Raw genomic sequence first — 21,281 nt, 5'->3', positions numbered from 1 at the left:
CCCCTTGGGGCGGAAATGCCGATGCTAGACGTGACTTCGACCCATGAGATCGCCGCCGACGCCCGCGTGCGTGCCAATGTGGTGCGCCTTGCTGCCGCGCAGGCGCTGACCGGCGCCAATTCGGCTGTCATCTTCGCCACCGGTGCGATCGTCGGCGCCACGCTCGCACCCGACATGTCGTTCGCGACCGTGCCGATCTCGATGTATGTGGTGGGCCTTGCCGCCGGGACGCTGCCAACCGGCGCGATCTCGCGCCGCTTCGGCCGTCGCGTCGCCTTCGTCATCGGCACCGGATTGGGCGCGCTCACCGGCCTGCTCGGCTCGTTCGCGATCCTGCGCGGCTCGTTCGCGCTGTTCTGCGTCGCGACCTTCCTCGGCGGTCTCTACGGCGCCGTGGCGCAATCCTATCGCTTCGCCGCGGCCGATGGCGCCAGCGCGGCGTATCGGCCGAAAGCCGTGTCCTGGGTGATGGCGGGCGGCGTGTTCGCCGGCGTGCTCGGTCCGCAGCTCGTGCAATGGACCATGGATGTCTGGCAGCCCTATCTGTTCGCCTTCAGCTTCCTGGTGCAGGCCGCGGTGGCGCTGGTCGCCATGGGCATCGTCGCCGGCGTCGACATGCCCAAGCCCGCGCCGGCCGATCTGCATGGTGGCCGGCCGCTCGTCACGATCGTGACCCAGCCGCGCTTCATCGCAGCGGCGCTGTGCGGCGTCATCTCCTATCCCATGATGAATCTGGTGATGACCTCGGCGCCGCTCGCCATGAAGCTGTGCGGCCTCAGCGTCAGCGATTCCAATTTCGGCATTCAATGGCACATCGTCGCGATGTACGGCCCGAGCTTCTTCACTGGCGCGCTGATCGCCCGCTTCGGTGCACCGAGAATCGTCGCCGCCGGCCTGCTGCTCGAGGCCGTCGCCGCCACCATCGGTCTCTCCGGCATCACCGCGATGCATTTCTGGGCCACGCTGGTCGTGCTCGGTGTCGGCTGGAATTTCTCCTTCATCGGCGCCTCGGCCCTGGTGCTGGAGACGCACCGGCCGCAGGAGCGCAACAAGGTGCAGGCCTTCAACGATTTCCTGGTGTTCGGCATGATGGCGATCGGCTCGTTCTCCTCGGGGCAGTTGCTCGCCAATTACGGCTGGTCCGCGGTGAACATGGTGGTGTTCCCGCCGGTCGTGCTCGGTCTTGCCGTGCTCTCGCTGGTCTCCTGGGCGCGCCGCCGCAAGGCGCGGCTGGAGGCGGCCATGGGCGAGTTCCCGGACGCGGTCTAGGTTGGCAGGAGGCTGTCAGCAACGTTGATACTTCGATCCAGGTCGAAGTGATTTTCGGATGCGAGTTATTAGTTGATGCGTCATGGCCGGGCTCGTCCCGGCCATCCACGTCTTGGGCACGGATCGAAGAACGTGGATGGCCGGGCATAGGCGAGCGGAAGCGACGCCGTCCTTCGGACGGCTATGCCCGGGCATGACGGAGTAAGCAGTATGCTCGACAATCCTCGGCCCAGCGCTCCCATAGACGAATCCTCGCTCCGTTACGAAGGCTGGCGCATCGTCGCGGTGTGCTTCCTGCTCGCGACCTTCGGCTGGGGGTTAGGCTTCTACGGCCAGAGCGTCTATGTCGCCGAGCTTCAGCGCGCGCGGGGCTGGCCGGCCTCGCTGATCTCTTCGGGCACGACGTTCTTCTACCTGTTCGGCGCGCTGCTGGTCGTCTTCGTCGGCGAAGCCGTCAGGAAATACGGCCCGCGGCTCTGCCTGATTGCGGGCACGCTGGCGATGGCGGCCGCCGCTGTCGCGATCGGCGCGGTGCGCGAGCCCTGGCAGCTTTATCTTGCCGATGCCGTGCTCGCCTTCGGCTGGGCCGGCACCAGCCTCGCGATGATCACCAACACGATCAGCCTGTGGTTCGACCAGAAGCGCGGCATGGCGATCAGCCTCGCGCTGAACGGTGCCAGCTTCGGCGGCATCGTCGGCGTGCCGCTGCTGGTCATGATGATCAGCCATATCGGCTTCGGAAACGCGATGTTCGCGACATCAGGCGCCATGCTGGTGCTGCTGGTGCCGGTGATCCTCCTTGTCGTCGGCCGGCCGCCCGATCTTCACGGCTGGCACGCGGCGACGAAGGCAAGGCCGCAATCATCGGCGCAGATCCGGGCATGGGCGCTGCGCGACGTCGGCTTCCTCACCGTGACGATTGCTTTTGCTTTGGTGCTGTTCGCGCAAGTCGGCTTCATCGTCCACCTGATCTCGTTCCTCGATCCCGTGATCGGCCGCGAGCGCGCCGCGGTGGCGGTCGCGGTGCTGACGGCGATGGCGGTGGTCGGCCGGGTGCTGTTCTCGATGGTGATCGATCGCCTCAACCAGCGCCTCGCCTCGGCGCTGTCGTTCCTGAGCCAGGCCGGCGCGCTTCTTGTCGTGATCAATCTGCACAACGACTCCGTGCTGATCGCAGCCTGCGCCGTGTTCGGCTTCTCGGTCGGCAACCTCATCACGCTGCCCTCGCTGATCGTGCAGCGGGAGTTCGATTCAGCCTCGTTCGGCGTGCTGATCAGCCTGAACACCGCGATCAACCAGGTGACCTACGCGTTCGGGCCCGGCGTCGTCGGGGCCTTGCGCGATTTTTCCGGCGGGTACGCGCTGCCGTTCTATCTCTGCATCGCGCTGGAGGTGGCGGCCGCGGCGCTGATCATGGTGCGGGGGAAGCCACGGGCGAAGCTCTCGTAGGGTGGGCAAAGCGAAGCGTGCCCACGACCTGTATCCGGCTCACACCTCGCGCTGCTTCAACAACCCCTCGACATCCAGCCGCTTCGTGACCATCGCCAGCTTGCCATCCGGCCCGAACGGCCATTGCTCCCTGGGCCGGTCCCAATACAGCTCCACGCCATTCTGGTCGGGATCGCGCAAATACAGCGCCTCGCTAACGCCGTGGTCACTCGCGCCATCCAGCGCAATGCCGGCCGAGAGCACGCGATGCAACGCATCCCCGAGCGCGGGGCGCGTCGGATAGAGGATCGCCGTGTGGAACAGCCCCGTCGTGCCGGGCGGCGGCGGCGAGCCGCCCTTGCTTTCCCAGGTGTTGAGCCCGATGTGGTGATGGTAGCCGCCGGCCGAGATGAAGGCCGCGCCCGAGCCCATCCGCTGCATCAGCTCGAAGCCGAGCACGCCGCAATAGAAGCCGAGCGCGCGGTCGAGATCGGCGACCTTGAGATGGACGTGGCCGATCCTTGTGCCGGCATGGACGGCTTGGTTTTGCGACATGGGAATGCTCCGTTGATCAACCCCACATAGGCCCGGCTCCGGGACAGTGCTACTGGCCTATCCCGAAACCCATCGTTTCCGAACAGGAAACTAAGTAAGCTCCGGCACCTCGCCCTCGGGCAGCTCGAACTCAAAGGTGTTCAGCGTCATCGACACCAGCGTGTAGTAGCCGCACAGCCCGATCACCTCGACCACGCCGCGCTCGCCGAGCAGCTTCACTGCCTCGTCATAGAGGCCCTTCTCGACGCCGTGGCCCTCGTGCAGCGACTTCGCGACGTCGTAGATCATTTTGCCCTTGGGATCGTCGAACTCGGGCGTGCGGCGGTCGCGGATCGCCTCGATGATTTTCGGGTCCATGCCGCCGGCAAGCGCCAGGCGCTTGTGCGCGTACCATTCGTAATGCGCGGTCCAGTGCCGCGCCGTCACCAGGATCGCGATCTCCGAGAGCTTTGCCGGGAAGATCGTGTCGTAGCGCAGCACTTCGCCGAGCCGCGTGGCGTGTCGCGCCATGTCGGGACTGTTGAGCCAGGCCATCATCGGCGCCGGCGGCTTGCCGCGCTTGCCGGCAATCGACTCGTCATAGGTCTGCCGCTGGCTCTCGTTCATTTCGCCAGGCGAAAGAAGCTTCAGGCGCATTCTCGTTTCCTCTTTGTTTTCAAGCACCGTCGTCGCTCCGACTATAGCCGAATGCAGCGCCACGGAAGTGGTTGAATTCCACGAGGCGATGGCCCAGAGTCCGCGGCAACAAGTCGATTTTGAGTGATGGAAACGACCAATGACTGACTCTAAAACCAGCGAGACTGAGACCGCCGATCTCGAACAATTCCGCGCTGAGACGCGCGCCTGGCTGGAAGCCAATTGCCCGCCGGAAATGCGCAAGCCCGCGACGTCGGATGCCGACGTGTTCTGGGGCGGGCGCAACGCAAAATTCGCCTCCGAGCCGCAGCGCGTCTGGTTCGAGCGCATGCGCGACAAGGGCTGGACCGTGCCGGATTGGCCGAAGGAGTATGGCGGCGGTGGATTGAGCGCGGCCGAGCACAAGGTGCTGCGCGCTGAGATGGCCAGGATGGGCGCGCGTCCGCCGCTGTCGAGTTTTGGCATCTGGATGCTCGGGCCGGCGCTTTTGAAATACGGCAACGAGGCGCAGAAGAAGGAGCATCTGCCAAAGATCGCGGCGGGCCTGATCCGCTGGTGCCAGGGCTATTCCGAGCCGAACGCCGGCTCGGATCTCGCTTCGCTCCAGACCCGTGCCGAGAGCGACGGCGACGATTTCGTCATCACCGGCCAGAAGATCTGGACCTCCTACGCCAACTACGCCGACTGGATCTTCTGCCTCGTGCGCACCGATCCCGCGGCGAAGAAGCACGACGGCATCAGCTTCATCCTGTTCGACATGACCTCGAAGGGCGTGACGACCAAGCCGATCCTGCTGATCTCAGGCTACTCGCCGTTCTGCGAAACCTTCTTCGACAATGTCCGCGTGCCGAAATCGCATGTCGTCGGCACCGTCAACCGCGGCTGGGACGTCGCGAAATATCTCCTCCAGCACGAGCGCGCGATGATCTCCGGCATGGGCGAGCGCGGCGTCGGCCGCCCGCTCGGCCAGATCGCGGCCGACTCGGTCGGGTCAGATACGCAAGGCAAGCTCGACGATGCGATGCTGCGTGGCAAGATCGCCAGCTTCGACGTCGATGAAGCCGCCCTCGCGGCTTGCGCCGAGCGCGCCGTCGATCTCGCCAAGGCGGGGCAGGCGCATCCGGCGTTCTCGTCGGCGATGAAATATTACGGCACGGAACTCAACAAGCGCCGCTACGAGATCCTGATGTCGGCCGGCGGCGTCGATTCGCTGGAATGGGAGAGCGAGCGCTCGAGGCAGGGTGCGCGCCCGCGCGCCTGGCTGCGCACCAAGGCCAACTCGATCGAAGGCGGCACCAGCGAAGTGATGCTCGGCATCGTCGCCAAGCGCATTCTCGATCTGCCGGGGGCCTAGCAAGAGTCCTCATCCTGAGGAGCGGCCGTCAGGCCGCGTCTTGCAGGAAGGCCTCGTGGTTCGGGACGGCGCTCCGCGCCTCCTCACCATGAAGGTCAGCACCGAATCCAGTCGAACAGAACTTTGTTGGAACCCACCATGGCCCTCGTCCTCACCGAAGAACAATCGATGCTCCGCGACAGCGCACGCGGGCTGATCAGCGACAAGGCGCCGGTGTCGCACCTGCGTCACTTGCGCGACTCCAAGGACCCCACCGGCTTCTCCAAGGAGTTCTGGCATTCCTTCGCCGAGATGGGCTTTGCCGGCCTGCTGGTGCCGGAAGAGTTCGGCGGCAGCGGCCTCGGCTTCATGGAAGCCGGCGTGGTCATGGAGGAGATCGGCCGCACCCTGATGCCCTCGCCCTTCCTCGCCACCAGCGTGGTCGCGGCCTCCGCGCTGAACCGCGGCGGCAACGCCGCGCAGAAGTCGGAGTTCTTGCCGAAGATTTCGAACGGCTCGCTGCTGGCGACGCTCGCGGTCGATGAGGGCGCAAAACATCGTCCGCTTCAGACCAACTTGCAGGCCGTGCGGTCGGGCAACGGCTTCAAGCTCTCGGGTGCCAAGGCGCTGGTGGTGGACGGCCACGTCGCCGATCTCTTCATCGTTGCCGCGCGCACCGCGGGCGCGGCCGGCGAGCGTGACGGCCTGACGCTGTTCCTGGTCAACCCCAAGGCCAAGGGCGTCGCGATCGAGCGCACCATCATGGTCGACGCGCACAACGCGGCGCGCATCGAGCTTGCCAATGTCGAGGTCAATGCCGACAGCGTGCTCGGCGAGGTCGATCAGGGCGCAGCCCTGCTCGACGGCGTGCTCGACATCGGCCGCGGCGCGGTCGCCTCCGAGATGGTGGGCCTCAGCGAAGAGGTGTTTGGCCGCACCATCGAGTATCTGAAGAGCCGCAAGCAGTTCGGCAAGCTGATCGGCGAGTTCCAGGCGCTCCAGCACCGCGCCGCCGAGCTCTATGTCGACATCGAGATCACCCGCGCCGCCACCATGAAGGCGCTCCAGGCGCTGGATACGGACGTCGCCAAGGCCGCCTCAGCCGTTGCGGTGGCCAAGGCGCGCGCCGGCACCACCGCCACGCGCGCGGTGCAGGAAGGCGTGCAGATGCACGGCGGCATGGGCATGACCGACCAATTCGACATCGGCTTCTTCATGAAGCGCGCGCGGGTGTGCGAGGAATTGTTCGGCGATGCGAACTACCACACCGAGCAGCTGGCGCGGGCGCGGGGGTATTGAGGCGGGGCGCAGTGCCCCACTAGCAGGTGTCGTCCCGGCGAAGGCCGGGACCCATACCCCCAGGGAGCAGTTTGGCGAAGACTCGGAGTTGCCAGCTTCCGCTACAACTTCTGCCGGTGGTTATGGGTCCCGGCCTTCGCCGGGACGACACCGGAGAAACCGCCGTTACCGCATCGGCGGTGCGTACTGCACGCCACCCGCGTTCCACAGCTGGTTCATCCCGCGCGGGATCTTCAGCTTCGACTTCTCGCCGATGTTGCGCTCGTACATCTCGCCGTAATTGCCGACGTGGCGGATGATGCGGACGACCCAGTCCTTGGTGAGGCCGAGCTGCTCGCCGTAATTGCCTTCGGTGCCGACCAGCCGCATCACTTCCGGCTTCTTCGACTTCAGGGCCTCGTCGATGTTCTCCGAGGTGACCCCGAGCTCTTCGGCGTTGATCATCGCGTAGAGCGTCCACTTCACGATCATCATCCAGTCGTCGTCGCGCTGGCGCACCACGGGGGCGAGCGGCTCCTTGGAGATCATGTCGGGCAGGATCATGTGGTCGCCGGGCTTCGTCAGGTTCAGCCTGAGCGCATAGAGCTGCGAGACGTCGGCGGCGAACGTGTCGCACTTGCCGGTGTCGTAGGCCTTCACGACCTCATCGAGCTTGTCGAACTTCATCTCGTCATACTTCATGTTGTTGGCACGGAAGTAATCGGCGACGTTGAGCGCGGTCGTGGTGCCGGCCTGGACGCAGACCTTGCTGCCGTTCAGATCCAGCGACGTCTCCTTGTTGCGCGCGCGCGGCAGCATGAAGCCGGCGCCGTCGTAATAGGCGACCGCAGGGAAATAGAGGTCGTAGTCGAGTTCGCGCGCCATGCTCCAGGTCGAGTTGCGCGAGAGGATGTCCACCTTGCGGCTCTGCAATTCCCTGAAGCGCTCGCTGGCATCGAGCGGGATGAATTTCGCCTTGCCCGGGTCGTTGAAGATCGCCGCGGCCACGGCGCGGCAGAAATCGACGTCGAAGCCGGACCAGTTCTTGTTGTCTTCGGAGTACGAGAAGCCCGGCAGGCCCTTGTTGACGCCGCACAGCACCTCGCCGCGGCGAACCGTGCGCTTGAGGGTACGGGTGTCGTAGAATTCATAGATGATGGCCAGAACGGCGACCAGCACGGCGACCGCGAGCCCGATCAGCAGGCCGCCTCGAAAAGTGCGCATCATGTTGTTCTCTCGAAATATTCGGGAAGAGGAATTCAGGCGGGGACGGAGAGCATGATCCGGAAGAGCGCGCAGCGGCTGTCCGAAAGGATCATGCTCCAATCATGCTCTTAGAGTTCGGGCTTCTGCCGGATGACCACCTTGGTGCCGACAGGGACGCGATCGTAGAGATCGGCGACGTCATTGTTGACGAGACGGAAGCAGCCCGAGGACACCTTGGTGCCGATCGTATCGGGACGGTTGGTGCCATGGATGCGGTAGACGGTGGTGCCGAGATACATGGCGCGGGCGCCGAGCGGATTGCCGGGGCCGCCGGCCATGAAACGCGGCAGATACGGCTGGCGCTGGATCATCTCCGGCGGCGGCGTCCAGTCCGGCCACTCCTTCTTGTTGGTGATGTTCACCAGGCCCTGCCACTGGAAGCCGTCGCGGCCGACGCCGATGCCGTAGCGGATCGCACGCCCGCCCGGCTGCACCAGGTAGAGATGACGCTCGGCGGTCGAGATGATGATGGTGCCCGGCGATTCGGTGGTGCGGAAATAGACCACCTGCTTCTGCCATTCCGGCTCGAGCTGGTAGGCGTCGTCGGCGACCAGGCCCGGCTCGTCTCCGCGATCGGGCTGTTGGGCGAAGGCCTGGGGCATCGACAGGGCGAGGCCGATCGCAGCCGCAAATATCCCGGTCAGGCGACGAAAATCCGTCATCTCAAGCTCTCCCCGCTGCCACAGCGCAAATCATTCAGAAGCATCAAACCTGAGGGGCAGGTTCATGGCAAGTTGATGGCGCGCCGCCCTGATATGTCACGAGAATGCTTTGCTTTTTTGACGGGTCCTTCGCAATGCCACAAACAGGGGATGGCGTGAAAAGCCGTGATTGTGGCCAAGAGGCCGGTGCGCTCCCTCCCCCGCTTGCGGGGGAGGGCCGGGGAGAGGGTGTTTCCGCAAAGGGACACTCCCCAAGAGGACAGAACCCTCACCCGGCGCTGCGCGCCGACCTCTCCCGCATGCGGGAGAGGCGCAGACCGCGCCCGCGGTGAGATGCGCCGTCAATTCGCACTAGATCCTGTTGCTCCCCGCCGCGATCCCGAGCCGCCGGACGATTTCGGCGCCCACGGCGCGGGCCTCGAGCCGCGAGCCGATGCGGGGGCTGCGAAACCTTCGTCCCGAATGCAATCGGATCACGACGATGCAGTGCTCGTCCTCGGACCGGCCGCGGCGCTCGACCGCGATGGTCTTCACGTCGTGTCCCTCGATATGGTCGGCGCGCGGGCTGCCGTCGCCCCACAGGCGTTCGACACGGATATCGCTCTCACGGATGATCCAGAACGCGCCGGTCACGAGGTTGGCGTAGCGGTGCACGGCGAACGCGGCGAGCACGCCGAGCGGCAGCAGCAGGATATCGACATGGCTCGGCGGCCATCCGCGCCAGAGCTTGTAGGCGTAGGGCAGGGCGGACAACGCGACGGCGATCAGCGACACGATCCTGATGTCCCGCGCGGAAAACGCCTCCAGCGGCTCGCCGAGCTGCATCTCGGGATTGCTGGCGTCGAGCGGATTGGCGGGATTCTCGACATTGGGGACTTCGAACTGCGCCGCGATCCGGGCCACGGTGTCACGAACATGGGTGACGTCGGAGATCGGCGGGGAGGTCAGGCGTTCCCCGGAAGCCAGCGTGAACACCAGCTGAAAACGGGCCTTCCCCCGCTTGCTGCCGGGAACCTGTAGCGCCGTGATGTCATCTTTCGCGATGATCCGCGTGCGCAGCTTGCCGAACGGACTTTGCCGCCCGATCAGGATCTCGTTCGGCGTGATGATCCACACCACCGCCGGCGCCACCATGATGCCGACGACGAATCCTGCCCCCACGAGCAGCGCCACCACCGAGATGATGATTTCCAGGGTGTCATGCGTGAACAGGCCGGGCGTAAAACACAGCGCAACCGCGGCCGCGCAGCCGGCCACGATCAGCCGCTGCGCGATCGAGGACCCTTCACGAAGGCGAATGTCGGAGCTGGTGGTCGCGTCGTCCATCGCGGGCGGCTGATTCCGTTGCTCGCGAAACTCCACGGACGGGTTCGTGGAGTCAAGCAACAAGGGCGTCAGGTGACACCAGCCGCGCGATGTCCGTGCCGCATCAGCTGCTGACGTTCAGCAGCTTGGCCACGGTGCGGTCGATATCGTCGTAAGCCCCTTCGCCGGCGTGCTGGAACACGATCTTGCCGCTCTGGTCGATGATGTACTGCGCCGGCCAATATTGATTGCGGTAGGCGTTCCAGGTCTTGGAATCATTGTCCTGCGCCACCGGATAGGTGATGCCGTGGCGCTTCAGTGCGGCCTGTACATTGGAGGCCGAGCGCTCGAACGGGAATTCCGGCGTGTGCACGCCGACCACGACCAGGCCCTTATCCCGGTATTTGGCATAGAGGTCGGTGACGTGCGGCAGCGTGTTGACGCAGTTGACGCAGCCATAGGTCCAGAAGTCGACGAGCACGACCTTGCCGCGGAGGTCGGAAAGGCTCAGCGGCTTGGAGTTGAACCAATTGTTGATGCCGGCGAAGTCCGGCGCGGACTGCTGGCTCGCGGCGGCGACCTGGATCGGCGTTGCGCGCACAACCTCGTCACAGAGGCCGGGGATGACGGCACCGGTCACGGCGAAGCCGATCAGGGCGGCGGAAACGGCGAGCAGTTTGGTTGTCATGGAAGCGTCCTCCGGGGTGTGTTTGGTGATTACAGGCCGATCTGGCCGGTGGGATAGAAGCCGGTGAGCCACGCCACGATCAGCGTGTCGTATTGGAAATAGGCAGCGAGGGCGAAGCCGATCACGACGACGCCAAATCCCTGCTGCAGGCGCGGCGAGATCCGCGAAAGGCTGCGCACGCGCGTGGTCGCGGCCTGTCCGCCATAGGCTATTCCCAGCATCGGGATCGCAGCACCAATGGCGTAGGCGACCAGCAGCGTGCCGGCCCAGGTGGCGTTCTTCTGGGTTGCCACCAGGGTCAGGATCGAGCCGAGCACGGGGCCGGCGCAGGGCGTCCAGACCAGGCCAAGCGTGGTGCCGAGGATGAGGCCGCCGAGCGCACCCTCCCGCTGCGTGGTGCCGGAATTGCCGAGATCGAGCCAGCCATTGAGACGGATCGACAGCCACTCGAACGGCGCCGGCCACAGCATCAGCAGGCCGAAGCCGAGCAGCAGGACGGACGCCGCCTCGCGCAGCACGTTCGGATCGAAATCGAACAGCCGCGTGATCGCCCCGAGCAGCAGTGCGGTCGCGGAGAACGACATGACGAAGCCGAGCGCGATCATCGCGGGACGCAGATGTCCCGCGCGCCCGATCGAGGCGCCGAGCAGGATCGGCAGCATCGGCAGCGTGCACGGCGCGGCGATGGTGAGGATGCCGGCGAGGACGGCAAAGATCAGGTCGAGCATGGAGCACTCGTGAAGGAGGTCACGAGGGCAGTTCGGGATGGGTACGCGGGTCGTTACGTGGCGTCACGGCTTCGTGACGGAGAACGCTGCTGCCACGACGGTGGTGCGCCCCCTCTCCCGCTTGCGGGGGAGGGCCGGGGTGGGGGCTCTCTCCGCGAGCGAGACTCCCCAAGAGGAGAGAGCCCCCACCCGCCGCGCGCGGGACGATGCTTCGCATCACCCGGGGCGCGTCGACCTCCCCCCGCGAGCGAGCGGGAGAGGTGCACCGAGCCTGTGGCGGGCATCGCCCGCCCCCAAATACAAAACGACCCGGAGGGGGGCATCCCGTCCGGGTCGTTGGAGGTCTTGGGAGGTTTAACGAAACCGTATGTGAGCTTTATAGGAGGGAAGTTTTTCCGCCTGATGTTGTGCTTTGTTTCAATTGTTTCGTCCGCGGTAACACTTCCGTGTCCGGGGATAGGGCTGGTAAACCGGTCCTATCCCTTTGAAATCATGAACTTTCAGGCGGCGAAGCGATCGACGCCAGCGCCCTTAAGCAAATCAGCCAATTGCTTGCGGGCGTAGAACATCCGCGTCTTCACCGTGCTCTGGGGGATGCCGATGATCTGACCGACCTCCTCCACCGACTTCTCATGGTAATAGACGAGGGTGATGATCTCGCGATGCGCGGGTGACAGTTTCTGCACGCAGGCGCGCAGGATGGCGCTGGTGTCGCTGCGGTCGAGCGAAGTCTCCGGCGTATCGCAATCGTCGGGGATCTGGCGCACGTCTTCCTGGTCGATGTCCTCGAAGCGGCGCTGGCGCATCGCGGTCAGCGCCTTGAAGCGGGCGATCGACAGCAGCCAGGTCGAGACCTGCGAGCGGCCCTGGAACTGGCCGGCGGTGCGCCACACGTCGAGGAACACCTGGCTCACAAGGTCTTCCGCCGTGGTGGCGTCGCGCACGATACGCAGGATGAAACGATAAACCCGCACATTGTGCCGGCAATAGAGGATGTGCATCGACGTCCGGTTGCCGTCGGCAATGCTTTCCAGAAGCATATCGTCCGAAGTCGCCTGAGCGGCGATGATGCTCTGGCTGGCCTGGGCGTTGATGGCGATGACGTTCCGCATAGACTTGGCTCCCCGTAGCGCCGCAACCGAGCGGCGTTTCCTTGGACCAAAGTGTTAATGAGCGAACGTTTCGGGACGTCTGCACGAAAAGCGGAAAATGGTTTCGTGCGCCGCCAAATTGTTTCGTCGGACAGGCCACGACGAAACATTCGGGGCAAAAAAGCGTGGAATTTCAATGTACGGAAAATACGGGGATGGGGGATTTGGCGGCGCGGTGAGCGGCGGGAACGTATTTCCGGGTCTTGCGTTCGGCGTCGCCTCAAATTCGATGTCGTCCCGGCGAAGGCCGAGACCGATAACCACAGATCTCGTAGGGTGGGCAAAGGCGCGAAGCGCCGTGCCCACGATCTTTTCGCGAGTATGGAGAGAATGGTGGGCACGCTCCGCTTTGCCCACCCTACCGGCACCTCGCTGGCTTTCGCTAGGACGACATCGGAGAGCTACGCCTTCTCGCCGGCCGGCGAGAACAGATAGCCGCCGCCGCGGATGGTGCGGATCACGGCGGGCTTTGCCGGGTCCGGCTCGATCTTGCGGCGGATGCGCATGATGCGCAGATCAACCGCGCGGTCGAAGGCTTCGGCGTCGCGCGCATTGGCGAGCTCGAGCAGGCGCTCGCGCGACAGCACGCGCTTCGGATTGGCCGCGAACACCTTGAGCAGCCCGAATTCGGATGCGGTGAGCGGATGCTCGTTGCCCTCGTCGTCGCGCAGCGCCTGGGCTTCGAGGTCGAGCCATTTGGTGCCGAAGCGCACCAGCTGGTCCTTGTCCGATTTCGCAGCCGCAGCCTCCGGCGCCGCGGCCTTGGCCGGCACGCTTCGGCGCAGCACCGAGCGGATGCGCGCCATCAGCTCGCGCAGCTCGCAGGGCTTTGCCACGTAATCGTCGGCGCCGAGCTCGAGGCCGACGACGCGGTCGATCGGGCTCGCGGTCGCCGTCAGCATGATCACGGGCACGTTGATGCGGCTCTTGAGGTCGCGGATGATCGACAGCCCGTCTTCCTCGGGCATGTTGAGGTCGAGCACGACGAGATCGGGCATGCTGCCGTCGATCGCGGCGCGGAGCGACTTGCCGCCGTCGCACAGCGTCACGGTGAAGCCGTGCATCTTGAGGTAATCGCCGACCATCTCCCGGGCCGGGGCCTCGTCGTCGACGATCATGATGTGCTGGCTTTGGGTCATGGTCTTCAGATCACGGCAGTTCGGTCGCGGGGAGGGTGATGGTGAAGGTCGAGCCCTTGCCGGGGCCGTCGCTGTCGGCGGTCACCTCGCCGCCATGCATGTCGATAATACGCTTGACGATGGAAAGCCCAAGCCCCGTCGAGCTCTCGCCCGCGGTCGGTTTTGCCGATAGCCGCTGGAACCGGCCGAACAGGCGGCCGAGATCCTCCGGCGACAGGCCGGCGCCCTCGTCGCTGACGCGGACGATGGTGTCGCTGGCCTCGTGGGTGACGGCCACGCTGATCTTGCCGCCGATCGGCGAGTATTTGATGGCGTTGCTGATGAGGTTGTCGATCGCCTCGCGGATGCGGTCGGTGTCGCACATGGTGACGACGTTGGACGGCGCGGTGACGCTGATCGCCTGCTGCTTGTTGACGGCGAGCGGCTGGTTGGCCTCGGCGACCTCCTTGACCAGGGCCGCGACGTCGACCGGCTCGCGGCGGATGGTGATGTCGAAGGCATCGGCCATCGCGTCCGAGATCAGGTGATCGACCATCGTGGTCAGGCGCTTGGTGGCGTCGCGGATGTGATCGACCTGGGCGACGACGCCGCCCGACGAGGCACCGGTCGAGATCAGCTCCTTCAGCATCTCGGTGCGGCCGAGGATGACGCCGAGCGGATTCTTCAGATCGTGCGCGACGGTGCCCAGAATCTCGTTCTTGAAGCCGTTGGCGCGCTGCAGCCGCAGCCATTGCGCCGAGAGGCGGCGGTTGGCCTGCATCAGCGCGCGGGTGCGCTGGGCGACGCGGTCTTCCAGCTGGGTGTTGGCGTCCTGGAGCTGCTGATAGAGGATGACGTTGTCGAAGGCGATCGAGAGCCTGGAGGAGAAGATCTCGACCAGCGAGCGGTCGGTCTCCGACAGCTCGCGCTCGGCCTGGAGCAGCACCACCACCTCGCGGCCAGATCCGGTGCGCAAATAGATCACGCTGCGGTGGTCGGCGAATTCGTTCTTGCGACCCTGGAAGGCGGCTTCCACCATCACGCGCAGATCAGGGTCGAGTGCCTTGGATGATGTCGTGCCGATGAAGCGGCTGTAGCAGCCGCTGCCGGCGAGCACCGAGAGCTCGGGGTCGACGCCGCCATTGTCGCGCAGGACCAGTATACCGGCGCAATCGACGTTGAGCAGCGAGGCGAGCTGGGTCAGCACGCCCTCGGCGAGCCGCTGCATCGACTTGAAGTCGTACAGCGTGGATGCCGCGTCGATGATGATCTCGAGCCCGCGCCTCGTCTGCACCATGCGCTCGAGCTGCTGGTAGGAGCGCAGCGCCGCGGTCAGCGAGGTGAACAGCTTGTCGGCGGTGAGCTCGGTCTTGGCCTTGTAGTCGTTGATGTCGTACTGCACGATCACGCGCCGCTCCGGCGCCTGGCCGGGCTGGCCGGTGCGCAGGATGATGCGCACGGTCTCGTTCTTGAGCTCGTTGCGGATGAACTCGACCAGCTCGAGGCCGGCGACATCCGTCTCCATGATGACGTCGAGCAGCACCGCGGCGATGTCGTTGTGCGCGGCCATCAGCTTGCGGCCTTCGGCCGCGGAATGGGCGGAGAGGATCTCCAGGCCCTGGCCGTTGAGAGAATAGTCCGAGAGCGCAAAACGCGTGCCGTCATGCACGGCCGGATCGTCGTCGATGACGGCGATCTTCCATTTCCGGGCGTCCGTATCCTCCGACGCGGTACCGGTGTCGTCGATCAGGTGGAGGACATCGTCCTGTTCGGCCATTGAGAAGTCCCGTCAGTCTCTGTGCTTTGCGCGCCGCCCTTGGCGAGGCGGGGCATGATAATGCGAAAAGTGGTGCCTTGTCCCAGCTTGGATTCCAGCATCATGCGACCGCCGAGCTGCTGGGTCACGAGGTTATAGACGATATGGAGCCCGAGTCCCGTGCCACCTTCATTGCGCCGGGTGGTAAAGAATGGGTCAAAGGCCTGGCGCTGCACGTCGGGGCTCATGCCGGCCCCGTCATCGGTGAAGATGATCTCGATGTCGTCGGCCCCGCGCGGCCGCGCCGAGATCGTGATGGTGCCGGCGCGCCCGTCGGCGAAGGCGTGGTTGGCGGCGTTGAGGAACAAATTGGTCAGGATCTGGCCGTAGGAGCCGGGGTAGCCGTCGAGCAGCAGCCCCTCGGGCACGTCGACCTGGAGCGTGATCGGCGAGCGCTTCAGCACCGGGCGCAGGCTGGCGATGATCTGATCGGTGGCTTCGCTCAAGCTGAACTGTCGCCGCTCGGCGTGGGAGCGGTCGACCGCGACCTGCTTGAACGACTGGATCAGCTCGCCGGCGCGCGTCAGGTTGCCGACCAGCTGCTGCGAGGCGTCGCGCGAGGCCTGCACGAACTCCTCCAGCTGCGAGCGGCGCAGGCCGCCTTCGCCCTTGAGCTGCGCCTCGAAGATCTCGCTGCGCCGGGCAAAGCTGGACGCGACGGTGAGGCTGATGCCGATCGGGTTGTTGACCTCGTGGGCGACGCCGGCGACGAGGCCGCCGAGCGCGGCGAGCCGCTCGGCGTCGATCAGATTCTGCTGCGCGGTGTTGAGCTCGAGCAGCGCGCTCTCGGCCTTCTCCTTGGAGGCGCGCAGCTCGTCCTCGGTCTGGCGCTTCGCGATCGCGTTCTCGCGGAACACCTCCACCGCGCGCGCCATGGCGCCGACCTCGTCGCGGGCCTTGGTGCCCTGCACCTCGCGGTCGAGGTCGCCGAGCGTGATCGCGCGCATCGCGGCCATGATCTGCTGCAGCGGCAGGCGGATCGACAGCGCGATCAGCACGCCGGCGGTGAGGATGATGCCGAGGAAGATCACCGCAATGGAAAGAACACGACGAGAAATGTCCGCCAGCGTACGGTCGAAGGTCTCCTGCGCCTTCTGCTCGCGCTGGCGCATCATGGTGGAGAGGTCGTCGATGGCGCCGATCGCCTCGGCCTGGCTGGCGTCGATGGTGTTGCGCAGCAGCTCGGTGCGGCTCGCGAGCTGCTCGGAGAGCTTTGCAAAACCCTCGCGCAGCGCCGTGGTGCGGGCAGCCAGCCGTTGCAGCGCCATGCGCTGGAGGTCGTTGTCGGCGAGATCGATCATCACGGGGATGGTCTTCTCGATCGTCTCGGTGTTGCGCCGCACGTCGTCGGCGGCGCCCGATGACAGCGACAGATAATAGGAATTGGCCGCGACCAGCATCGCGGTGAAGGCCTCGCGCGACTTGCCGAGCGATGGCCAGATCAGCGCGTCGCGATGGCCGGTGGCGCCTTCGATGATGGAATACAGGCCCGCCATGTCCCTGGCCGGGCCCTGCACCTGGTCCTCATAGGTCCTGGCGATGGTGGCCTGGACGCTGCGCAGCTCGCCAAAGCCGTTGAGGAAGCGGTCGGTGGTGCGCTCCAGCTCCTCGACCGAGCCTGACAGCATCGGGTCCTTGGCGGCGCGGTTGGTCAGGGTGCCCAGCACCGCCTCGCGCAGCAGCAGGATCTCGGCGAACAGGTCCGGGCTCGGCTGGTTGATGTAGCGGTGGATCAGATTGTGCAGGCGCCCGGTCTCGCTTTCGAGCAGCGCCAGGATCCGGTCGGATTCCCGCACCCGGCGCACGTCGTCCCAGGCCGAGCCCAGCACTTGCGATCCGTTCCAGATCAGCGCCACCAGCACCACGACCACGGCGGAGTTCAGCGCCGCGATCGACAGGATGCGCCAGCGGATCGGTACCGCGCGGAGCACGCCGACGAGGCGCGCGCGCAGCCGCCCGATCGGGCCGGGCGGCCTGTCTGCGTGCTCGCTGTGTCCTGGCGCGGCCAACGGGGCTCACTCCACCTTGCGAATGCGTTCGATCAGTGCGGCCGCGGCGGGATCGCGGCCGGCCTTGGCGTAGATCGCCGCCATCGCGTCCTCGAACGGCTTGCGGTCGATATCCCTGGCGATGACGACGCCCGCCTCGATCGCCTTGCGCTGCGACTGCTCCTCGAGGTCGCGCCACTTCTCGCGCATGAACCGGCTGGAGCGCTGCGCGGCCTCCCTGAAGATGGTCTGGTCGTCGGCCGAGAGGCTGCGCCAGGCCTTGAGCGAGATCACCAGCACTTCGGGGCTCATCGTGTGCTCGGTGAGCGCGAGGTAGCCGGCATGTTTGTAATGGTCCGTCGTCACGAAAGATGGCCAGTTGTTTTCGGCACCGTCGACCAGGTGATTGGCAAGCCCTGTCAGCACCTGCCCGTAGGGCATCTCGACCGGCTCGGCGCCGAGCGAGCGCATCATCTCGCTCATCAACTCCGATTGCTGCACCCGGATCCGCAGGCCCCGGAGGTCGGCGATGCTTCCGACCGGGCGGACGCCGTTGTAGATCGAGCGCGCGCCGGAATCGTAGAAGGCGAGCCCGACGAAGCCATAGGGCTCGAAGCTGCCGAGGATCTCGCTACCGACAGGTCCGTCCAGCACCTTCTGCATGTGCTCGATGGACCGGAACAGGAACGGCATCGCCAGCACGTTCATCGCCGGGACGAAGTTGCCGATCAGCGCCACGTTGGTCCGGTTGAGGTCGATCGCGCCGGCCCGGGTCTGTTCGATGGTCTCCTTTTCCTCACCGAGCTGGCGGGAGTGAAACACCTTGATTTCATGCCGGCCGCCGGTGCGCTCGGCGATCAGCGCGCCCATGTAGCGCAGCGCCTGGACGGTCGGGTAGTTCTCGGTCTGGGTGTCGGCGGCGCGAAACTCGCGCGCATCGGCGCTCGTCGCGCAGATGGCGAGCAGAAGCGCGACAAAAACCACCCCGGTCCGCGAGAGTTCGGCACGGTTCAACACTGGCACACTCAACCCCTCAGTGGTGGAGTCTAGGGCGGGATCAAAAGGTTCAATGCAATCTAGCAGAAGGTTAAGGGAAGGCCATCCCGCGGGGCGTCGTCCGATTGTGCGACGCGGCCGATCGTCATTCCTGATTGAATCCGCAAAGGCGGCACTTTAAGCAGGTGGGCGGGCCAAGGCCGGGTCAAAGAGGCCTGCCTGGCAAGGGCCGCCTTTTGTTCGCGAGACAGGATCATCGATCGTGATGTCAGCTTGGCGCCTTTTGCAAATTGCCGCCACCGCCGCGGCCATCACGTTCATCGCGCCGGCAAACGCCGCCACCGACATCGCGTGGTGGCACGCCATGTCGGGCGAACTCGGCCGGCAGTTGGAAAAGCTCGCCTCCGACTTCAACGCCTCGCAGCCGGATTACCGCATCCTACCGACCTACAAGGGCAACTACACCGAGACGGTGACGGCGGCGATCTTCGCCTTCCGCTCGCGCAGCCAGCCCGCGATCGTCCAGGTCAACGAGGTCGCCACCGCCACCATGACCGCGGCCAAGGGCGCGATCTATCCGGTGTTCAGCCTGATGCGGGACATGGGCGAGCCGTTCTCGCTCAACGACTACCTGCCCGCCGTCTCCGGCTACTACACCGATGCGGCCGGCAACCTGCTGTCGTTTCCGTTCAACTCGTCGACGCCGATCCTCTACTACAACAAGACCATGTTCCGCGATGCGGGCCTCGATGCGGAGACGCCGCCGAAGACCTGGCCGGAGCTTGGCGCGATCGCAAAGCGCCTGCGCGATCGTGGCGCGGCGTGCGGCTTCACCACGTCCTGGCCGTCCTGGATCCATGTCGAGAATTTTTCCGCGTTTCACAATCTGCCGCTGGCCACGCGCGCGAACGGCTTTGCCGGGTTGAACGCCGAACTGACCATCAACAATCCGGTCGTCGTCAAGCACGTTGCCCAGCTCGCCGAATGGCAAAAGACGAAACTGTTCGACTATGGCGGCCGCGGCCAGTCGGCCGAGCCGCGCTTCCAGACCGGCGAGTGCGGCATCTTCATCGGCTCCTCGGCGACGCGCGCCGACATCAAGGCGAATTCCAAGTTCGAGATCGGCTACGGCATGATGCCGTACTGGCCCGAGGTGAAGGACGCGCCGCAGAACTCGATCATCGGCGGCGCCACGCTGTGGGTGCTGCGCGACCGGCCGCGCGAGGAATACAAGGGCGTGGCGCGGTTCTTCGCCTATCTGTCGCAGCCCGGCGTGCAGGCCGCCTGGCACCAGAACACTGGATATCTGCCCGTGACCCGCGCCGCCTTCGAGCTGACGCGCGCGCAAGGCTTCTACGAGCGCAATCCGGGCTCGGCGATCTCGTTCGAGGAGATCACGCTGCATCCGCCGACGGAGAATTCGAAGGGCATCCGGCTCGGCTCCTTCGTGCTGATCCGCGGCGCGATCGAGGACGAGCTGGAGCAGGCCTTTGCCGGCCAGAAGAGCGCGCAAGGCGCACTGGATTCCGCGGTCGAGCGCGGCAACAAGCTGCTCCGCCAGTTCGAGCGCGCCAGCCCGGAACGATAAAGCGGAAGGGCTTGGGTTGAATCAGGTCGCCGCGGGCTCGGTGCACCTCTCCCGCCTGCGGGAGAGGTCGGCGCAACGCGCCGGGTGAGGGTTCTCTCCTCTTTGGGGTTCTCGATTGCGGAGATACCCTCTCCCCAACCCTCCCCCGCAAGCGGGGGAGGGGGCACACCTCCCTCGTTGCCGCATTCAAACCTAATCTCATCGTGCTCTGGAGCTGGCGGCCGCTCGCGCACCACGCGCGAGCCTTAGTCGACGGCCAATCCGATCGAATATCCCTCAACCCGGAAGTGTGTGCGAGCTCACACGCAACGGGTCTAGTCCCTGCGATAATCCCGAAGGCGTGACGCCCGAGTCGGTGCCGGCGCTTGCCGCTCGCCGGCAGGAATCATCTCGAAATTGTTTGATCCATCCATTTTCAGCTCACGGAGATCATCAATGCCTTGCTCATGTTGCATCATCCCGAACGACGTTCTGACGAAACTTTCCCAGGACAAGAAGCTGTCCGCTGTGCTTCGCAAGCAGCTGGTCGACACGGTCCAGGTCAGTCATGAGCTGCGTGAATTGCGGACGCAGACGGCGAAATTGACCAACGTGGTGGCGGCGCGCTCCGCCGGCCTGGTCACGCTGGCCGCGGCGCCGTCCGTCACGGTCTACGACTGCAAGCACACGCAGACGCTGCCGGGGACTCCGATCCCGAAGCCGAAGGCGTCCTCGGACGGCTCCGTCAAGCGCACCTTCAACCAGACCACCAAGGTGTCCAAGTTCTACCAGCAGGTCTTCAACCGCAATTCGATCGACGATCACGGCATGACCATGATGTCGTCGGTCCATTTCGGCGAGAAGTACAACAATGCGATGTGGAACGGATCGCAGATGATCTATGGCGACGGCGACGGCAGCATCTTCGTCGACTTCACCAGGGGTAACGACGTCATCGGCCACGAACTGACCCATGGCGTGACCCAGCACAGCCTCCAGCTCGCCTATAGCGGCGATGCCGGCGGCCTCAACGAGAGCATCTCCGACTGCTTCGGCTCGATGTTCCGGCAATGGGAGGCCAAGCAGGACGTCAAGAAGGCGGACTGGCTGATCGGCAAGGACATCATGGGTCCGGCGGCCAAGAAGAAGGGGCTCACCTGCCTGCGCGACATGGCCGATCCCGCCGCCAAGCACTGTCTGGCGCCGCAACCGACCAAATATTCGCAAGTGACGCCCGGCATGGACCCGCATTACGCGAGCGGGCCGCCGAACCTCGCCTTCACCACGGCCTGCACGACGCTTGGCGGATACAGTTGGTCCAAGATCGGGCAGGTGTGGTACCATTCGCTGACGGGTTTCGGGCCGATGCCGCACATGACGATGAAGGCATTCGCGGCCCGGACCCGGCAGGGTGCCCAGACGTTGTATCCCGGCGACCCCGCCGTCTTCGCCGCCGTCGATGCGGGATGGAAGAAGGTCGGGCTGTAGGCCGGGTAC

The 21,281-nt window shown here is 65.3% G+C and carries 18 protein-coding genes; 6 read left to right on the top strand and 12 right to left on the bottom strand.

The window, feature by feature from the left end; all coding sequences use genetic code 11:
* The first annotated feature begins 21 nt into the window (after positions 1-21).
* Both AC1RUR_RS11030 and AC1RUR_RS11025 read left to right on the top strand, forming a co-directional pair.
* Entirely contained in the window at positions 22-1,269 is a 1,248-nt protein-coding gene (locus AC1RUR_RS11030) for an MFS transporter (RefSeq protein ID WP_492843698.1), read from the top strand.
* A 210-nt stretch (positions 1,270-1,479) separates the two neighbouring features.
* The gene (locus AC1RUR_RS11025; protein ID WP_492843696.1) at positions 1,480-2,718 is read left to right on the top strand and encodes an MFS transporter; all 1,239 of its coding nucleotides are present in this window, start codon (positions 1,480-1,482) and stop codon (positions 2,716-2,718) included.
* Positions 2,719-2,757: 39 nt separating this feature from the next.
* Here the strand turns inward: AC1RUR_RS11025 and AC1RUR_RS11020 are convergent, their stop codons facing one another.
* Positions 2,758-3,252 carry a VOC family protein gene (locus tag AC1RUR_RS11020; protein WP_492843694.1) on the bottom strand — a complete coding sequence of 165 codons (495 nt, stop codon included), beginning with the start codon at positions 3,250-3,252 and terminating at the stop codon, positions 2,758-2,760.
* Positions 3,253-3,342: 90 nt separating this feature from the next.
* Positions 3,343-3,888 (bottom strand): carboxymuconolactone decarboxylase family protein, encoded by a 546-nt coding sequence (locus tag AC1RUR_RS11015; RefSeq protein WP_492843692.1) that lies wholly within the window; start codon positions 3,886-3,888, stop codon positions 3,343-3,345.
* 139 nt (positions 3,889-4,027) lie between these two features.
* Here AC1RUR_RS11015 and AC1RUR_RS11010 point away from each other — a divergent pair, with 139 nt between their 5' ends.
* Together AC1RUR_RS11010 and AC1RUR_RS11005 are read left to right on the top strand one after the other, a co-directional pair.
* On the top strand, positions 4,028-5,242 hold the full coding sequence (locus AC1RUR_RS11010) for an acyl-CoA dehydrogenase family protein (protein ID WP_492843690.1): 1,215 nt from the start codon (positions 4,028-4,030) through the stop codon (positions 5,240-5,242).
* A 138-nt stretch (positions 5,243-5,380) separates the two neighbouring features.
* Entirely contained in the window at positions 5,381-6,520 is a 1,140-nt protein-coding gene (locus tag AC1RUR_RS11005; protein ID WP_492843688.1) for an acyl-CoA dehydrogenase family protein, read from the top strand.
* A 165-nt stretch (positions 6,521-6,685) separates the two neighbouring features.
* On the opposite strand, the gene AC1RUR_RS11000 is transcribed toward AC1RUR_RS11005, so the two are convergent.
* From AC1RUR_RS11000 to AC1RUR_RS10955, 10 genes are all read right to left on the bottom strand, one after another.
* A complete protein-coding gene (locus AC1RUR_RS11000; RefSeq protein ID WP_492843906.1) occupies positions 6,686-7,723 on the bottom strand; it encodes an amino acid ABC transporter substrate-binding protein in 1,038 nt (345 codons plus the stop codon).
* 110 nt (positions 7,724-7,833) lie between these two features.
* The gene (locus tag AC1RUR_RS10995) at positions 7,834-8,427 is read right to left on the bottom strand and encodes a L,D-transpeptidase (protein ID WP_492843686.1); all 594 of its coding nucleotides are present in this window, start codon (positions 8,425-8,427) and stop codon (positions 7,834-7,836) included.
* A 351-nt stretch (positions 8,428-8,778) separates the two neighbouring features.
* Positions 8,779-9,753 carry a hypothetical protein gene (locus AC1RUR_RS10990; RefSeq protein ID WP_492843684.1) on the bottom strand — a complete coding sequence of 325 codons (975 nt, stop codon included), beginning with the start codon at positions 9,751-9,753 and terminating at the stop codon, positions 8,779-8,781.
* A gap of 103 nt (positions 9,754-9,856) precedes the next feature.
* On the bottom strand, positions 9,857-10,420 hold the full coding sequence (locus AC1RUR_RS10985) for a thioredoxin family protein (RefSeq protein ID WP_492843682.1): 564 nt from the start codon (positions 10,418-10,420) through the stop codon (positions 9,857-9,859).
* 29 nt (positions 10,421-10,449) lie between these two features.
* Positions 10,450-11,148 carry a cytochrome c biogenesis CcdA family protein gene (locus AC1RUR_RS10980; RefSeq protein ID WP_492843680.1) on the bottom strand — a complete coding sequence of 233 codons (699 nt, stop codon included), beginning with the start codon at positions 11,146-11,148 and terminating at the stop codon, positions 10,450-10,452.
* Positions 11,149-11,648: 500 nt separating this feature from the next.
* Positions 11,649-12,260, bottom strand: a complete 612-nt coding sequence (locus tag AC1RUR_RS10975; RefSeq protein WP_492843678.1) for a sigma-70 family RNA polymerase sigma factor — start codon at positions 12,258-12,260, stop codon at positions 11,649-11,651.
* Positions 12,261-12,700: 440 nt separating this feature from the next.
* Positions 12,701-13,438, bottom strand: coding sequence for a response regulator (locus AC1RUR_RS10970; protein ID WP_492843676.1), 738 nt, complete (start codon positions 13,436-13,438; stop codon positions 12,701-12,703).
* Between the two features lie 10 nt (positions 13,439-13,448).
* The gene (locus tag AC1RUR_RS10965) at positions 13,449-15,194 is read right to left on the bottom strand and encodes an ATP-binding response regulator (protein WP_492843674.1); all 1,746 of its coding nucleotides are present in this window, start codon (positions 15,192-15,194) and stop codon (positions 13,449-13,451) included.
* A complete protein-coding gene (locus AC1RUR_RS10960) occupies positions 15,164-17,194 on the bottom strand; it encodes a sensor histidine kinase (protein WP_492843904.1) in 2,031 nt (676 codons plus the stop codon). The genes AC1RUR_RS10965 and AC1RUR_RS10960 overlap by 31 nt, the downstream gene beginning before the upstream one ends.
* 54 nt (positions 17,195-17,248) lie before the next feature.
* Positions 17,249-18,244: a TRAP transporter substrate-binding protein gene (locus AC1RUR_RS10955; RefSeq protein ID WP_492843672.1), complete on the bottom strand. Its 996-nt coding sequence runs from the start codon at positions 18,242-18,244 to the stop codon at positions 17,249-17,251.
* A 238-nt stretch (positions 18,245-18,482) separates the two neighbouring features.
* Here AC1RUR_RS10955 and ugpB point away from each other — a divergent pair, with 238 nt between their 5' ends.
* Positions 18,483-19,805 carry a sn-glycerol-3-phosphate ABC transporter substrate-binding protein UgpB gene (ugpB, locus tag AC1RUR_RS10950; protein WP_492843670.1) on the top strand — a complete coding sequence of 441 codons (1,323 nt, stop codon included), beginning with the start codon at positions 18,483-18,485 and terminating at the stop codon, positions 19,803-19,805.
* Between the two features lie 435 nt (positions 19,806-20,240).
* On the top strand, positions 20,241-21,272 hold the full coding sequence (locus AC1RUR_RS10945; RefSeq protein WP_492843668.1) for a M4 family metallopeptidase: 1,032 nt from the start codon (positions 20,241-20,243) through the stop codon (positions 21,270-21,272).
* Positions 21,273-21,281: the final 9 nt, after the last annotated feature.

It is taken from the genome of Bradyrhizobium sp. GW821-FHT12B03 (assembly GCF_058807535.1).
The sequence above is the reverse complement of the archived record's forward strand: the minus strand, read 5'-3'. Positions and strand labels throughout refer to the sequence as shown.

Bases quoted from the DNA above. Each gene is read 5' to 3' on its own strand.
- AC1RUR_RS11030 (WP_492843698.1), top strand. From the start codon at position 22: ATGCTAGACGTGACTTCGACCCATGAGATCGCCGCCGACGCCCGCGTG.
- AC1RUR_RS11025 (WP_492843696.1), top strand. From the start codon at position 1,480: ATGCTCGACAATCCTCGGCCCAGCGCTCCCATAGACGAATCCTCGCTC.
- AC1RUR_RS11020 (WP_492843694.1), bottom strand. From the start codon at position 3,252: ATGTCGCAAAACCAAGCCGTCCATGCCGGCACAAGGATCGGCCACGTC.
- AC1RUR_RS11015 (WP_492843692.1), bottom strand. From the start codon at position 3,888: ATGCGCCTGAAGCTTCTTTCGCCTGGCGAAATGAACGAGAGCCAGCGG.
- AC1RUR_RS11010 (WP_492843690.1), top strand. From the start codon at position 4,028: ATGACTGACTCTAAAACCAGCGAGACTGAGACCGCCGATCTCGAACAA.
- AC1RUR_RS11005 (WP_492843688.1), top strand. From the start codon at position 5,381: ATGGCCCTCGTCCTCACCGAAGAACAATCGATGCTCCGCGACAGCGCA.
- AC1RUR_RS11000 (WP_492843906.1), bottom strand. From the start codon at position 7,723: ATGCGCACTTTTCGAGGCGGCCTGCTGATCGGGCTCGCGGTCGCCGTG.
- AC1RUR_RS10995 (WP_492843686.1), bottom strand. From the start codon at position 8,427: ATGACGGATTTTCGTCGCCTGACCGGGATATTTGCGGCTGCGATCGGC.
- AC1RUR_RS10990 (WP_492843684.1), bottom strand. From the start codon at position 9,753: ATGGACGACGCGACCACCAGCTCCGACATTCGCCTTCGTGAAGGGTCC.
- AC1RUR_RS10985 (WP_492843682.1), bottom strand. From the start codon at position 10,420: ATGACAACCAAACTGCTCGCCGTTTCCGCCGCCCTGATCGGCTTCGCC.
- AC1RUR_RS10980 (WP_492843680.1), bottom strand. From the start codon at position 11,148: ATGCTCGACCTGATCTTTGCCGTCCTCGCCGGCATCCTCACCATCGCC.
- AC1RUR_RS10975 (WP_492843678.1), bottom strand. From the start codon at position 12,260: ATGCGGAACGTCATCGCCATCAACGCCCAGGCCAGCCAGAGCATCATC.
- AC1RUR_RS10970 (WP_492843676.1), bottom strand. From the start codon at position 13,438: ATGACCCAAAGCCAGCACATCATGATCGTCGACGACGAGGCCCCGGCC.
- AC1RUR_RS10965 (WP_492843674.1), bottom strand. From the start codon at position 15,194: ATGGCCGAACAGGACGATGTCCTCCACCTGATCGACGACACCGGTACC.
- ugpB (WP_492843670.1), top strand. From the start codon at position 18,483: ATGTCAGCTTGGCGCCTTTTGCAAATTGCCGCCACCGCCGCGGCCATC.
- AC1RUR_RS10945 (WP_492843668.1), top strand. From the start codon at position 20,241: ATGCCTTGCTCATGTTGCATCATCCCGAACGACGTTCTGACGAAACTT.